Annotated in this window: 14 protein-coding genes and 1 pseudogene; 9 read left to right on the top strand and 6 right to left on the bottom strand. The window is 67.1% G+C overall.

Features of this window, described 5'->3' with window-relative positions; translation table 11 throughout:
- Positions 1-4 precede the first annotated feature (4 nt).
- The 3 genes from QXK92_RS00450 to QXK92_RS00440 are packed head-to-tail and all read right to left on the bottom strand — an operon-like array spanning position 5 to position 4,450.
- Positions 5-2,857, bottom strand: coding sequence for a DUF4349 domain-containing protein (locus QXK92_RS00450; protein ID WP_306239710.1), 2,853 nt, complete (start codon positions 2,855-2,857; stop codon positions 5-7).
- The gene (locus QXK92_RS00445) at positions 2,854-3,450 is read right to left on the bottom strand and encodes a MerR family transcriptional regulator (protein ID WP_306239709.1); all 597 of its coding nucleotides are present in this window, start codon (positions 3,448-3,450) and stop codon (positions 2,854-2,856) included. The genes QXK92_RS00450 and QXK92_RS00445 overlap by 4 nt, the downstream gene beginning before the upstream one ends.
- Before the next feature lie 49 nt (positions 3,451-3,499).
- Positions 3,500-4,450, bottom strand: coding sequence for a helix-turn-helix transcriptional regulator (locus QXK92_RS00440; protein ID WP_306239708.1), 951 nt, complete (start codon positions 4,448-4,450; stop codon positions 3,500-3,502).
- A 180-nt stretch (positions 4,451-4,630) separates the two neighbouring features.
- Here QXK92_RS00440 and QXK92_RS00435 point away from each other — a divergent pair.
- The 3 genes and pseudogenes from QXK92_RS00435 to QXK92_RS00425 form a co-directional block, all read left to right on the top strand.
- A pseudogene (locus tag QXK92_RS00435) lies at positions 4,631-4,807 on the top strand (ANTAR domain-containing protein); the annotation flags it as partial.
- Between the two features lie 39 nt (positions 4,808-4,846).
- Positions 4,847-5,581, top strand: coding sequence for a sensor domain-containing protein (locus tag QXK92_RS00430; protein WP_306239707.1), 735 nt, complete (start codon positions 4,847-4,849; stop codon positions 5,579-5,581).
- Positions 5,578-5,874 (top strand): ferredoxin, encoded by a 297-nt coding sequence (locus QXK92_RS00425; protein ID WP_306239706.1) that lies wholly within the window; start codon positions 5,578-5,580, stop codon positions 5,872-5,874. Before QXK92_RS00430 ends, QXK92_RS00425 begins: the two co-directional genes overlap by 4 nt.
- Here the strand turns inward: QXK92_RS00425 and QXK92_RS00420 are convergent.
- Complete coding sequence (locus QXK92_RS00420; protein WP_306239705.1) at positions 5,867-6,541, bottom strand: response regulator transcription factor; 675 nt, start codon at positions 6,539-6,541, stop codon at positions 5,867-5,869. The two genes, QXK92_RS00425 and QXK92_RS00420, sit on opposite strands and share 8 nt — an antisense overlap.
- 36 nt (positions 6,542-6,577) lie before the next feature.
- Between QXK92_RS00420 and QXK92_RS00415 the strand changes: the two genes are divergently transcribed.
- The 4 genes from QXK92_RS00415 to QXK92_RS00400 all read left to right on the top strand — a co-directional run bounded on the left by QXK92_RS00415 (position 6,578) and on the right by QXK92_RS00400 (position 10,827).
- The gene (locus tag QXK92_RS00415) at positions 6,578-7,864 is read left to right on the top strand and encodes a sensor histidine kinase KdpD (RefSeq protein ID WP_306239704.1); all 1,287 of its coding nucleotides are present in this window, start codon (positions 6,578-6,580) and stop codon (positions 7,862-7,864) included.
- A 102-nt stretch (positions 7,865-7,966) separates the two neighbouring features.
- Complete coding sequence (locus QXK92_RS00410; RefSeq protein WP_306239703.1) at positions 7,967-9,238, top strand: cytochrome P450; 1,272 nt, start codon at positions 7,967-7,969, stop codon at positions 9,236-9,238.
- On the top strand, positions 9,235-10,341 hold the full coding sequence (locus tag QXK92_RS00405; RefSeq protein ID WP_306239702.1) for an NDMA-dependent alcohol dehydrogenase: 1,107 nt from the start codon (positions 9,235-9,237) through the stop codon (positions 10,339-10,341). The genes QXK92_RS00410 and QXK92_RS00405 overlap by 4 nt, the downstream gene beginning before the upstream one ends.
- Positions 10,342-10,527: 186 nt before the next feature.
- Positions 10,528-10,827: a hypothetical protein gene (locus QXK92_RS00400; RefSeq protein ID WP_306239701.1), complete on the top strand. Its 300-nt coding sequence runs from the start codon at positions 10,528-10,530 to the stop codon at positions 10,825-10,827.
- A 19-nt stretch (positions 10,828-10,846) separates the two neighbouring features.
- Here QXK92_RS00400 and QXK92_RS00395 read toward each other — a convergent pair whose 3' ends face one another.
- Complete coding sequence (locus QXK92_RS00395) at positions 10,847-12,151, bottom strand: DEAD/DEAH box helicase (RefSeq protein ID WP_306239700.1); 1,305 nt, start codon at positions 12,149-12,151, stop codon at positions 10,847-10,849.
- A gap of 347 nt (positions 12,152-12,498) precedes the next feature.
- Between QXK92_RS00395 and QXK92_RS00390 the strand changes: the two genes are divergently transcribed.
- Both QXK92_RS00390 and QXK92_RS00385 read left to right on the top strand, forming a co-directional pair.
- Positions 12,499-12,909 carry a DUF732 domain-containing protein gene (locus tag QXK92_RS00390; RefSeq protein ID WP_306239699.1) on the top strand — a complete coding sequence of 137 codons (411 nt, stop codon included), beginning with the start codon at positions 12,499-12,501 and terminating at the stop codon, positions 12,907-12,909.
- Between the two features lie 63 nt (positions 12,910-12,972).
- The gene (locus tag QXK92_RS00385) at positions 12,973-13,782 is read left to right on the top strand and encodes an alpha/beta fold hydrolase (RefSeq protein WP_306239698.1); all 810 of its coding nucleotides are present in this window, start codon (positions 12,973-12,975) and stop codon (positions 13,780-13,782) included.
- 20 nt (positions 13,783-13,802) lie between these two features.
- Here the strand turns inward: QXK92_RS00385 and QXK92_RS00380 are convergent, their stop codons facing one another.
- Positions 13,803-14,495, bottom strand: a complete 693-nt coding sequence (locus QXK92_RS00380) for a GAP family protein (protein WP_306239697.1) — start codon at positions 14,493-14,495, stop codon at positions 13,803-13,805.
- Positions 14,496-14,527 lie beyond the last annotated feature (32 nt).

The following is a 14,527-nucleotide window of genomic DNA, read 5'->3' as shown; positions in this document are numbered from 1 at the left end:
TCGGTCAGGCCTGCCCAGTCGGCGTGGCCGACGGTGCCCGCGGCGCGGACATCCGCCGGATCACCAGCACCAGACCCAGCACAGGCAGAGTCAACAGCACCAGCCAGGGCAGCAGGAATCCGGCCATCAGCAGGCCGCCATGAGCCGCCGCCAACACCGAGTGCCACCCACGTCCCAGCTCCCCGAAGAAGCCCGGTTGCGTCGCCGTCGACTCCGTGGAGATATTCACAGTGATTGTGGCGTAGTCGATTTCGTCATGCAGCGTAGTGCGCTGAGCCTTGAGCGAGTCCAGCTCGGCCTGCCGCTGGGTCAGCGATGATTCCGCGGCGAGCAGGTCGGCTAGGTCGCCGGCTTTGCTCATCAGCTCCTGCAGCCGTTTAACCGATGTCTGCAGCGCATCGATGCGGGCATCGAGGTCGACTCGTTGGGTGGTGACGTCGCTGTGGCTGATGGACATCGACTCGACCTTGCCCAGTTTCTTCGCCTCGGCGAGCACGCCGTCCAGCTTGTCCGCGGGAATACGTACCACCAGATTCACCACCGGCGACGATCGCCCGGACCGCTCCGACCGCGAATCTGCCCGTCCACCTGCGTCATTCACGGCGTTGACGAGCTGGTCAGCCACGGCGCCGGGGTCATGGACGACCAGCTGCAGCGACCCGTTGGTGACGACGTCACGTTTGAAGTTGTTGTCGGCGGGCGGTGCCAGCGGAGCAGGATTGACGGTGGTCTGATCGGCGATACCGCCATCCTTGGTCGCCGGAAGCTGGCCGTTCGGCCGGGAACGGCTCTGCTCCGGCGACTCCGTCACGCCGCCGACCACGCCGTCGCGAGTCGACATCGGCTGGCCACCCCGTCCCAGCGACCACACCCAGCCACCACCGAGCACCAGGGCACTAACCACCGCCACCACGATTACGTTGCGCAGCTTGACCATTCGCGCTGCCTTGAGGTTTGCCTGGGCTGCGGGGGGCGCGGCCGGGCCCGGCTCCCAGCCGGCCGGCGCCGCGACGGGCTGCAGGACGCGATGGGTCAATCCGCCCGTCGCAACGACGGGACCGTCGGCGCAGACGAATGCGGTGAACCGGCACAGCACCCCGAAGCGTAACGACGTGTCGACGATCCGCTGCGCTAACTCCGGAGCGGAACTGCTCCCGGCTTCCTCGGCGTAGCGATCCTCGAGGTCGCGCAAATGGGCCCGCGCCCACGTGGCCCTCACCCCCGAGGCGTCGCGGCGCTGTCCGGCAACGGCGACCGACCAGTGCGAGCCGGCAGAGTCGGTTCCGCGCAGCGCGATCGAACCCTCCGGAGCCCCCCGGTATCGCCCGCTTACCACCACCGGGACCCCGGGCAGCGCGTCCGGCAGTCGGGCCGGAGCCATGGTGTCGTCGAGGGTGGCCAGTCCTTCGGTACGCAACGTCAGCGAGTAGGCGCGCGGGGCGGCGACGCGACGGTGGATGGCTTCCATCGCCTCGTCGAGGCGATCCTCGCTTTCCACCAATTCACAACGCCCGCCACCGGCACTGGCCAGCCGCCCCAGGAAACCGGCGTTCACGGCTTGGTCGACGCCGACCGCGATCAACCGGACGCGGCGCAGATCCGCGGCGAGCCCGCGCATCACCTGATCCTCGTTGCCCACCTGACCGTCAGTGACCAGGACGACGATCGCGTCACGTCCGCCACTATCCCGCACCAATGCCAACGCCTGCCGCAACGGGCCGAAAAGCTCACTGCTGCCGAAAGACTCGACACCGGCCAGGTGCTCCACTGCATGAAAGCGGTTGCGGTCGGATGCCTCGACCAGGTCTTCGGGTAGCTGCGCGGGCCGCTGCACCCGGTCGCTGAAAGTAAGCACCGCGAACCGGTCGGCATCGGTGAGGGTGTCGATGATGCGCGCCGCAGCCCGCCGCGCCGCCGACATCTTCCAACCCCCCATGCTCGCCGAGTGGTCCAGCAGCAGCACGAGATCGCGCGGACGCGGCGGCGCCGTAGGCGCGGGTGGAAGCACGGTGAGCTGGTAGGTCCCCTCGTCACCGTCGGCGTCGGGGACCAACAGGAGCGAGTCGGAAAAGGCATCTTCCGCGTACCGCAGCCGCAGCACGAGATCCCGGTCGGCATGCTGACCCGGCACGACCCGGATGCGTCCGTCGTCGGTGGTTTCGGTGGGCAGGCTGGACCGGAACTCGGACAGTGTCGCACCCGCGGTGTCGATGCCGATGTCGACGGTCAGCGGAGTCGGATGCGGGAAGCCGGGCAGCAGCACCGGAGGGGTGATTCGCGAGGCGTCCGGGACTGCGTCGGTGTCGTCGCCACAGCCGTCTCCGACGGCGAGGTCGTCCAATGGCTTACCGGGGATATGCCGTGGCGCGACGACGAGCGGGAAGCGGAACGTCGCCTCGCCGTCCGCGTAGGTCAAAGGGTTGACGAGTGTGATTGCGACGGTGACTTTTTCGCCGGGCAGGATGTTGCCGACCCGCATGGTGAACACGTCGGGCCGCTCCTCCTCGGTGATCGACGCCCGCCGGCCCGGGGTGATGGCGCGGTCGTAATCTCGCCGGGCAGCTTCGCGCTCGGCGAGTGCCGCCTCGGCCACGCGGCCGTTGACGGTCATCCGCATGCCGATGACCGCGGCCCGGTCCGGCAACGGGAACACATAGCTGGCTTCCAGCGGTAGGTCGAAGGCATTGACGAAGTCCTGTGTCACGTCGACCTGGCCGACGAGCCCGGTGATGTCGACCCGTATATCGATGCGATCGAGCGGCAGGTTGCCGCGCTCGGTGCGCAGGGCTCCCACCGCGGCCTGATCGGCAGCGCGCTGCGTCCCGGCGTCAGTCGTCGTCGTGGTGCGGACGGTCATTGCGGGCTCCGATCATCGAGGGATAGCAGGCCACGGTCGGCCAGTAATTCGAGCAACGGCGCGGCGGCCGAACGGATGGAGTCAATGTCGGCGTCATCCGGGCGTGCCGGCAGCAGCAGCATCGCCCCACCCGGCAGGCTCACCGCGGCGAGCGCCGTGACACTGTCAGCGCCGTTCGCCCTGGCGTCGGCGGGGGGCGCGGTCCAGAAGCGACTCCGCCGGTCAGGGGTCGCCGCAGCCGGTGAGGCCGCTGCCTGCTCGGCTGTGAGCAGTTCGTCGGGCACCCCGGCCAGCCGGCGCAGCGTCTCGTCAGTCGCCCCGGCCAGTTCGGCCTGCACCTGGGCCAGCGGAAACCCCTGGGCCTGAAGGCGTTTGACGGCGACGATCTGCAACAAATGCCGGGCGCCGTAGACCGCGTTGCGCCCTTGCATCACCGGCCGATCGACCAGTCCGGTAGTCGTGTACCACCGCACGGCACGCCGATCGGGCAGATCGCGGACCCGTCCGTTGGGCGATCCCGGATACGCCGCGCCGGCCAGTGCGGCGGAAACCCGCCCCACCAACTCGTCCAGTGTCCAGGCCGCCGCGGGCATGCGTCGATAGTGACACTGTTACCGTTACACTGTCAACGTTGACCTCAGGTCAGCCGAGCAGGGTCACGTGCGGACTGCGGCCATAGTGCTGCCGGTAGTACGCCGCGAAGCGCCCCATGTGGCCGAACCCCCACTTACGGGCGATATCGCCGACCGACGTGCTATCGCGGTTGCCCGCGACCAGCTCGAGGTGAGCGTGGTGCAGACGCACCTGTCGCAGGTACTCGGTGGGCGTGCAGTCCCGATGCTTGCGGAACATGTATTGCAATGCCCGCGGTGTCACGAATATCGCGTTGGCGATGTCGGTGAGCGAAACGTCGTCGTGCGCGTTTTCCTCGATGAAATCGATTGCGCGACGCAGCAATTGCGGGGTGCTGTCCCGCCGATCCGCAGCCGTCGTGTCCAGCACCGCGGTGCTGGGGAAGGCGGCCAGCACGCTGGCCGCCAGGTAACGCTGAATCGTGCTGCTGATCAACGGATCTCGGACAACACGCAGGTCGTCGGACACACTCTGGCAGACATAGTCCACGGCACGTACCAGATGCCGCTTGGCCTCGGGTGAGACCGGCGCGATCCCGGTCAGCCGCACCGGCGTATCTTTCGGGCCGCTCGCCACCTCGCTCAGCGCTTTGCGGTCGATGGAGAGCACGTCGCAGTGCGTACGCGCGGCCCAGCCGGTGAACGCACCGTTTTCCATACCGTCGTAAGCCGCGACATCATCGGGGCCAAAGATCAACTGCCCGTGCTTCATCCACTCGTAGACGAACGTTCCGGAATGCATCCGGGCCAGATAGATGCGGTCGGGTGGATTCGAGCGGAAGCCCACTTCGCAGCCCAGCTCGATTTCGTCGACATAGAGCGAACCCAGGCTGGTTCGGCGGATCCGCGTGCGCCCGACCTCGCTCGTGGGGCGACAGGAAAGCTGCACGCGCTCATAGGCGGCACAAATGCCGTTCACAGCTTCCGTGCAATCGGTGGTATCGAGGAGAACGGTCGACATGGGACGTTCCATTCAGTCGGCAAAAAACCACACGGCATCGTGGTTGAGCCGATCTTCCATCCCAGTGTCCACTACGCGAAGGCAAAAGTCACGCCGGCGTTCGCTTCGCGGCCCCACCAGCGGGGTCTGCGCCGATATCTTCGGGTTGTCGACATCTCTCAGGGGGATGAGAGCTGACTCAGCGCGCTGGCCAGCCGCGACATCATCCGGCAGGCCAAAGGGATTCTCATGGCGCGGTTCGACATCGATGCCGTGCAGGCGTTCGAACTGCTCAAACGTCTCTCGCAGGAACGCAACACCAAGCTGATCGACCTGGCGCACCAGGTCACGAGCCTGCGGACCCTCGGCGGCTCATGACGTCGGGTTCGCACTTCGCGCGCGCTCGGCGGACGGTTCGTGGATGCTGAGAGGGTGGGTGACGCCGGCTCTGACTCCACTCCGGTACGCCGCCACGGTGCGGTGACGCTTCTGGTTGCCTGCTGCCTGGCGCTCTCCGGATGCACCAGCGTTGTCGACGGAAGCGCGAAGGCGGCGGCGCGCGGTGCTGGTTCCAGCGGACCCATTCAACCGTCACAGCTCGGAGATCTGCTGACGCCGTCCGGCTCGTTCTCGGCGGTACCGAACAGCCCGCTCACCGAGGACGACATGCAGTCCGCCCTGTTCATCGGCGCCGATCCGGCCGAATGCCATGGCGTCGTAGCCTTCGGGCGCTATCCCCTGTTCCCCACCAACTACACCGGCCGCGAAGCCCGGACCCAGCAGGACCACCGGACCGACCAGCACCAGCTGTTGGAGGTCTCGGCCACCTACCCCGCCAACTTCGACGCTGCGGCATTTCTCGACTCAGTTCGAAAGGCGGTGTCCGGCTGCCAGCGCTCCGTCTCCGCCTGGGGTGACGACGGGCGCAGGATGACGGTGAACCCGGCGCCGTTGGCACAGAGCCCGCCCGAGGCCGCGCAGTGGACGACGAATCTGGCTGGGCAGCGATGGATCTGTGAATTCGCGATGCTGGCGAAGGCCAATGTGGTTGCCGAGATCGTGACCTGTTCACCGGACCGCTCGATCGATATCGGGGCGCTGGTGACCAAGCGGCTCAAGAAGATCAACGAGCTGCTGAATTCACGGTCGTGACGCTGGCCCGCACAGGCCACTTCTGGCGCGCTCGGACCGCCCGCTTCCTGAACCTGGCGCAGATACTGGGCGACAACAGCGGGATCCGGAGGTTGTCGATGCACGTCACGGTGGATTACGAAGTGTGCGAGGGCCACGGTCAGTGCCTACTGGCCGCACCGGAGGTGTTCGACCTTCCGGACGGGGCCGACCAGGTGGTGGTGCTCGACCCGGATCCCCCGGAAGCCCAGCGCCAGTTGGTGATTCAGGCAGCGGCGATGTGTCCTGCGCAGGCGATCCGAATCCTCAACTGAGCCGGTCGGTTTCGGCAACCTCGTCAAGCATCCCGAAGCGCCCGGCGAGCGCCGCGGCGGCAATGCGGTTGCCCACCCCGAGTTTGTGCAGCAGTGCGGCGACCATACGTTTGGCGGTGCGTTCGGATACCAGCATGCGGTGGGCGATGTCGCCGGTTTCCATGCCGGTCGCCAGCAGCGTCCAGAGCCGAACATCCTGGGCGCTCAACGTTTCCAGCAGCGCTGACGGAGGCTTACGCGTATTGCTCAGTAGTGCGTCGAGCAGGGCTCCGTCGATCACCCGCAGTCCCTCGGCGATCGTCCACAACGGGCCGGCCAGCGCCTCGGGGCGCGCCGTCTTGGGCAGGAACCCATCGGCGCCGGCGCGCAACGCCTCCTCGGCCAGGGCGAGGTCGTCGGTGCCGGACAGGGCCAGAATCCGGGTGGCAGGGTGGCGTGCCTTGATGTGCCGGATCGCAGCCACCCCGCCCAACGGTGGCATGGAGAGGTCGATGATCGCCACGTCTGCCTTGCACCGGGCGACCAGATCGGCGGCCTCCTCCACGTATGTGGTCTGGCCCCCCACCGTGAACATTTCGCCCCATTCGCGGGTGAGCAACAGGGCCAGGCCCTGCGCGAACAGCTCGTGGTCGTCGACGATGACCACCACGTACGGCGAGCGGGTCATTGCCGTGATGCTAGACCCAACCCTATGGTCAGCCGGGTGAGACCGCTCGATCAGCTCAATACGGACCTCGGCGACGGGGACTACGGACTGGCCCGCACCGTCGTGGCGGTACGGGTCGCCGTGGTGATCTCGATCGGTGCGCTGTTGGCGATCGGACCCTACTGGGTCCGTGAACACACCGCGGCCACGGTGATGGTGCTCGGCGGGGCGATGGCCTACGCGGCGGCACTGATGGCCTATCCGCAGCCGGAGGTTCGCCGCACTCCGTACGCGTGGCTGGTCACCTCCTTCGACTCCGCGTTCACCCTCGCACTCATCGCATTGAGCGGCGGCGTCTACAGCCCGGTCGTGTCGGTACTGGCGCTCGTCGTCATCGCTTCCGCGGCCCGATTGTCCTTGGCTGAAACCCTCCTCGCGGCAGTGCTTTTGGGCGCGGCCTACGTTCCCGTGGCACTCACGTCATCGCCACCGCAGCCCGTCACGGCGGCGCCGGCACTGCTGGCCGGCTGGTCGGCGCTGTATCTGCTGTTCGTCGCGATCATCACCGCCGGGTTGTCCGCACTTGCCGAGCGGGAACACCGCTCCCGGCTGACGGCGCTGGTCGAAGCCGAAGCCGAACATGCCGCCGCCGAAGAGGAACGCGACCTGAGGGCGCGTCTGCTGCGCTCCTACCAATCTCAGCAAGACGGACTGCAGGTGCTGGTACACGAATTCCGCACGCCGGTGACATCTTTGGAGGCACTGACCGAAGCGCTCACCTCCGCGCAACCGATGTCCGATGATGACCGGGAGACCAGTCTGCAGCTGGTGGCGCGGCACGTGCACCACATCGGCGACATGCTCGACGCCCTGTCCGACGTCGCCCTGAGCCGGCGCCCGACGTTCTCGACCGGCCGGGTGCGCCACATCGACATGGCTGAGTTGATCCTTGCTGCCGCCGACGCCGTGGGGCTGGCACCACCACGGTTGCGGCTGAGCATCGAAGCCGGTGCCGTGTCGGCGGACGCGCAGGGGTTGCGGCGCGTGCTGACCAATCTGCTGGAGAATGCCGCGCGGCACGGCCGGGACGAGCCCGTCGATGTCACGTGCGCACGCGACGGCGAGGAGCTGATCGTCGCGGTCGCCGACCGCGGCCCGGGCATTCCGGCCGACAGCCTCGGCGAGCTGACCACCAAATATGTCAGTCGCGGCGGCCAGCGCGGCACCGCAGGTCTCGGCCTCTGGATCGTGCAGCAGATCGTCGAGGCGATGGGCGGCCGCGTCGATTTCGCCGCTCGCGAGGGCGGCGGGCTGGTCGCCACCTTCCGCGCCCCGGTGGGCTGACGGCGTTGGCCCACGCAGGCCAGTGGTTGGCACGCGCGCCGGTGTCGATCACGTCCCCCTCCGACCAGCATGGGTGCCATCGGGCGAGAAAGGGACCCTCGGATGACCGCACCCACCACCAACCCCACCTATAAGGACATTGATCTGAGCGCGCGTGCGTTCTGGGCCAAACCCCCCGAGGACCGCGACGCGGCCTTCGCGGTGCTGCGTGCGGAGAACCCGGTGCCGTGGAGCCGGCCGGCGGAATCGGACCTGCTGCCACCCGAACTCAACAACCGGGGCTTCTGGTCGCTGACCAAGCAGGACGACATCCGGAGGGCCAGCCGGCACCCGGAGATCTTCTCGTCGGCCCAGGGCATCACGATGGAGGACTTCGCCCCCGAGGCGGTCGAGATCGCGCAGTCGTTCATCGCGATGGACGCTCCCCGGCACACCCAGTTGCGCGGCATCACCACCGAGGCGTTCAAGCCCAAAAACGTGCGGCGGCTGGAGAGTTGGATCCGCGGCCACGCGCACGACCTGGTCAGCGAGATGGCACATCTGGGCGAGGGCGACTTCGTCCAGCTGGTTTCGGTGAAGCTGCCCGGCCGGATCTTCGGGAGCTTCTTCGGGCTGCCCGAAGGCGATCTGCGCGACAAGGCCGTCAGCGCCGCCCAGCGCCTGGTGGGCTGGACCGACCCGAACATCCGCGGCGAGCAGAGCGAGCTGGAGCTGTTCATGGGCGCCGTGCTGGATCTGCACGCGGTGGCATCGGAGTTGATCCCGCAGCGGCGGGCCAATCCCGGTGACGACCTGATGACCTGGATGGTGCAGGCCGAGTTCGACGGCAAGAAGATGACCGACGACGAACTGCGGGCCTTCTTCGTTTTGATGGGCGTGGCGTCCAACGACACCACCCGGCATGCCTCGGCGCACGCGATCGCCGCTCTCTCGAAGTTTCCCGACCAGCGCGCGCTGCTGGTCGAAGACGTCGAGGGCCGGGTCGGCACTGCGGTGGAGGAGGTGCTGCGCTGGGGATCACCGTTGCTCCACATGCGCCGCACCGCCACCAGGGATGTCACCGTGCGCGATGCGGAGATCAAGGCGGGCGACAAGGTGGTGCTGTGGTACTACTCCGGCAACCGTGACGAGGACGTCTTCGACGATCCGCACAGCTTCAATATTCTGCGAAACCCCAACCCGCACATCGCGTTCGGCGGCGGTGGTCCACACTTCTGTCTCGGTGCCGCGCTGGCGCGCACCATGCTCAAGGCGCTGCTGACCGAGGTCTACACCCGAATCCCCGACATCTCGGCACCCGAACCTCAGTATGCGCTGGCCAATTTCATCAACGGCATCAACAGCCTGCCCGCGACCTGGACGCCGGAACGATGAAGACAAAAGCCGCGGTGCTGTGGGGACTGCACCAGAAGTGGGAGGTCGAAGAGGTCGACCTCGACGGCCCCAAGGAAAACGAGGTTCTGGTCAAGCTGACCGCCAGCGGCCTGTGCCATTCCGACGATCATCTGATCACCGGTGACATGCCCATGCAGTTGCCGGTGGTCGGCGGCCACGAGGGCGCCGGGGTGGTGGTCGAGACCGGACCGGGCGTCACGGAGGTCGCCGAAGGCGATTCGGTGGTGCTGAGTTTCATCCCGGCCTGCGGCCGCTGCGAACCGTGCGCACGCGGCATGAGCAACCTGTGCGTACTGGGTGCGGCGATCATCGCCGGGCCGCAACTCGACGGCACCTTCCGGTTCCACGCCAGAGGTCAGGGGCTGGGCCAGATGTGTGTGCTGGGAACGTTTTCCGAATACACGGTGGTCCCGATGGCCTCGGTCATCAAGGTCGACCAGGGCACCGCACTGGACACCGCGGCGCTCGTCGGGTGTGGCGTCACCACCGGTTACGGCAGCATGGTGCGCACCGGCGAGGCCGGTGACGGCGACACCGTGGTGGTCATGGGCGTCGGCGGCATCGGCATGAATGCGGTCCAGGGCGCACGCATCGCGGGTGCGCGCGTCATCGTCGCGCTCGATCCGGTCGAATACAAGCGCACCCGTTCGCTCGAGTTCGGCGCCACGCACACCGCGGCGACCGTCGACGAGGCGCTCTCGCTCGTCACCGAACTGACCCGCGGCCAGTTGGCCGACGTCTGCGTCGTCAGCACCGACTCGGCCGAGGGCGAGTATGTGGCGCAGGCCCTGAGCCTGGTCGGCAAGCGCGGCCGGGTGGTGATGACCGCCATCCCCCACCCCACCGACACCAGTGTCGCCATGTCGCTGTTCGATCTGACGCTCTACGAAAAGCAGGTCCGCGGCTCACTTTTCGGCTCGTCCAACCCACGTCGCGACATTCCCCGCATGCTCGACCTGTACCGGGCCGGACGGCTCAAGCTGGACGAGCTGGTCACCCGCGAGTACACCCTGGACGAGATCAACGACGGCTACGCCGACATGCATGCCGGGGTGAACCTGCGGGGGCTGATCCGGTTCTGAACGCGCGGGTTCGCCACTGTTGCCCCTTGACCATAATTCATTCCATATGCAATAGTTGCACTTGGGTCTAATATGACAAGCGGAGTACCGCCTGAGCAGCTACGATCCCGAACGTTGGCGCCGCGGCGGCGACGTCAGCTCGTCTGGAACGCCCAGATTGACCCGTCAACTATCAAGGAGTGGTAGATGTCCGAGGAAAAATCAGCACCCGCGCAGCTTCGGCGAGCGCGCCGGCCGATCCGATTGATCTGGATTGCCGCCGTCATCGGTGGCGTGGCGGTCAGTTTCGGTGCGGCGGAGGCCCAGACGCTTGGCAATGCACCGACTTCCATCACAGCCACGCCCGAGGACCCCTGCCTGCTGACCAATACCTGCGGCCTGGAGAGCCAGATCGCCGAAGATGAGCAGCAAGGCAGGGACTTTCAGGCCTACTGCGACGAGCTGAAGCTGAAGAACATCGTGATCCCCGAGTGCGAGCCGGCCTGATCGCGCACCGGGTGGCCGCCTAGCGGGCGGTCCGTTGCAGCTCGTTCGGCCGGCGGCGACGTCGCGGCCGGGCCGCACCCGACCCGCGGCGCCCGGCCGGCTTAGCCGGTTGCGGCGCAGCGGCTTTGGGAGCCGGGGCGCGATATGGCGCGACCTCGCCGACCAACGCCTGCACCTCCGCGGAGTCGGCGGTCACGTGCTGCGGCTCGACCCGGATACCGGCCTTGCGCAGCAGCGCCCGGGTGTCCGTGCGTTGCTCGGGCAGTACCAGAGTGACCACGTCGCCCGCATTCCCGGCCCGTGCCGTGCGCCCCGAACGATGCAGATAGGCCTTGTGCTCGGCGGGCGGATCGATGTGCACCACCAACTCGACCTCGTCGACGTGCACACCACGCGCGGCGATGTCGGTTGCCACCAGGACCCTGGCCTCGCCGTTGCTGAAGGCGGCGAGATTGCGGTCACGTGCCGGCTGAGAAAGGTTGCCGTGCAGGTCAACTGACGGGATGCCCGCATCGGTGAGCTGCTTGGCGAGCCGGCGGGCATGATGTTTGGTGCGCATGAACAGAATTCGGCGCCCACTGCCCGAGGCCAAGCGGTGCACGAGTTCCTTCTTGGCTTCCGCTCCGGCGACGTGGAATACGTGATGGGTCATCGCCGACACCGGCGCGTTCAACTCGTCCACCGAGTGCAGAACCTGATCACGCAGGAACCGGTTCACGAGTTTGTCGACGCCGTTGTCGAGAGTGGCGGAGAACAGCAGGCGCTGACCGCCGGCCGGGGTAGCGGCCAGGATGCGCGTGACACCCGGCAGGAACCCCAGGTCGGCCATATGGTCGGCTTCGTCGATGACGGTGATCTCCACCGCGTCGAGGCTGATCAGGCGCTGCTTCATCAGGTCTTCGAGCCGGCCCGGGCAGGCCACCACGATGTCGATGCCGGACTGCAGCGCCGCTACCTGCCGATTCTGCGACACACCACCGAAGATGGTGGCGACGCGCAGGTTCCGGGCAGCAGCCAACGGTTCCAGCGTCGCGGTGATCTGGGTGGCCAGTTCACGGGTAGGTGCCAGGACCAGACCCGACGGTCGTGACGGGCGCCGTTTGGCCGATGACAGCCGGCTGACCAACGGGATCGAGAAGGCGAGCGTCTTTCCGCTGCCGGTTTTGCCGCGTCCCAGGACATCTCGGCCCGCCAGCGTGTCAGGCAGGGTCTGAACCTGGATCGGGAACGGGGCGGTGATGCCGGCGGCGGTGAGCACGCCGATCAGCGGCGCGCTCACGCCGAGTTCGGCAAAAGTCTTGTCAGTACTTGGTTTTGGAGTCACTTTTCGGTGCCTTTCGGGGCATCGGGTGCACCGGATCGTCGCGAGGAGTTCGCGCAGAGCTGGTACAAGCTGGCGAGATTGCCGGTGGGCAAAATCGATCGCCGCGAGACCGTAGTGCTTGGTGCACGGATCATCTGAACGCGACGCGCTGAGCCGCTGATCTTGGGCTGGCGCCGGTGGGATGAGGAACGTTCCACGACGTGTTGGCGGTAGTGATTGGTGGCCAACGTTGTGCCCAGTCTATCTCACCGACGCCTGCGGCCCTAATACGACGCGAATGGGCCCGCTCACGGCCCCGCGGTGCTACTTTCGCCTGGCAATCGGTACAGAGTCGGGCAGGAGGCGCAATGTCGGGCACGGTCAGCAGGTTCGTAGCGGGTCTGGCGATGTTGGCGGTGCCGGTCGCGGTGGCCCCGGTGGCAGCTGCTGAGCCGGGGCCGGGCAGCGGCGAGACCTTCTTCGTCGACTACATGACGCGTGTGTTCGCTCCCCCGACCTCAGAAGCGGCGGCACGCGCGATAATCCCGCTGGCACAACAGGTCTGCGATGCCAGGGCTCAGGGCCAGACCGACCAGCAAGCGGCCAACATCGTGGTGGCCGGCAACGGCGTCGAAACCATAGGTCTGGGCACGGGATCGGTATCGGGAGACGAGGGCACCGCGTTGAACATCGTCAATGCGGCGACCCTGGCGTACTGCCCGCAGTACAACGCGACCATCGGTGAACCGTTGACGCCCAATCCCATCCCTGTGGAGTGAGTCCGCGCCTGTCGCTGCGATGTGACTTTGCCCATAATTGAGGCCATCGCGGTTTCAGACGAGATGGAGCGCTTCACACGCCGGTACGGCAACCAGGTAGAGGTCCAGGGAATTCAATGGTCCTACTACCGCCTCGGCGCGGGCACACCGGTGCTCTGGTTGACGGGCGGTCTGCGTCGGGCGGCGGCGGCCTCGGCTTTTCTCGAAAGTCTTGCCAGACATCACACCGTCATCGCGCCGGACTACGCGCCTGTGCCGTCCATCGCGGAGTTCATGGCCGCTTTCGACGAGATACTGCGCCGCGAATCGGTGGACGCCGTCACCCTGGTGGGTCAGTCGTACGGGGGAATGTTGGCGCAGGCCTACCTGGCACACCGCCCGCAGGCCGTCACGCGTCTGGTGCTCTCGAGTTCGGGTCCGGTTGCCTACGCCCGCCGGTGGGTTCCGGCGGCAAAGCTGGGCTCTCTGCTCGCCCGGGTGCTGCCGGAGCGGCTGCTGAAGAAGCTGTTGGCCGCGGGGCTGGCGAGGCTGGCGCGCCCACTACCGCAACAGGAGCGGGCGCAGATGAGCGAGGTCATTCGGATCCTGCTGCACGAGAAGCTATCTCGCGCCGATGTGGTGTCCCACTTCGCCGTCGCCGCGGACGTGATCCGGTCAGGCATGGTCGAACCCGCCGCATTCCGCGGCTGGCACGGCGACGTGGTGGTGCTGAGCGCCGAGAACGACCCGACGCAGCGCGACCGGGACATGCCGAAGTACGAGTGGTTGTTCGGGCGCCGTCCGCAGCTGGTCAGCTTGGGACAGCTCGGGCATGCCGCGGTCCTCACTGCCCCTGACCGCTATGTCGAACTGCTCGAAGGCATCTTCGAATAACCAGCCTGCGAAGGGTCGGATCAGCTGCCGGCGATGCCGGCGGTTATCAGGACCAGACCGACGACCAGGAGCAAGGCGGCGACTTCCATCCGTCGCCGCGAGCCGACCCAGGCGTTCAGCGCCGTCAACGACCGCCGCGTCGTGTGAGGAGCCAGCAGATACGCCAGCAGCGACACCTCCACCAACGCAAAGGCGACGATGTTGTAGAGCAACAGCGCCCCAACCTGATTGGTGGCCGCGGCACCGGATGCCAGGATGACGGCCAGCGCAGCCAGGTAGTCCACCGACGGCAGCGCGATCCCGAGACCGGCCAGCGCAGCGACCCACAGCTGGCGTCCGGTCAGCAGCTGCCGACGCCACATCTGCAGCTTCTGCACGCGACCTTGGCGTTCCCCGTCGTCGGCGGCGGCGGGACGGTCGCGACGGACGTGGTGTACGGCCGCCCGGACGGCCAGGACCGCAGCGACCAGGATCGCCAGTCCGCCGATCAGGACCTGAACCGTGGGCAGCGTGAGGTGAGTGGAGGAGACCAGCCGCCGCCGGAAGACGAAGATGACGACCAGGCCCACCACCACACCCATGGCGAACCCGCCACACAAGAACGCGCACAGCTGCAGGGCGGGACGGGGCCTGTTCAGCATCAACACCGTCATGCCGATGCGGAAGGGCTCGAGGCTCACTGCGAGAGCCATCACCAAGATGGGAATCCACATAGCGTTCCGGTGAAACCGCGCGGGTGCCGGCT

This window comes from Mycobacterium sp. TY815 (assembly GCF_030755135.1).
In the GTDB taxonomy this organism is placed as follows: domain Bacteria; phylum Actinomycetota; class Actinomycetes; order Mycobacteriales; family Mycobacteriaceae; genus Mycobacterium.
Note: the sequence above shows the minus strand (reverse complement) of the source record. Positions and strands in the feature narration are given on the sequence as shown.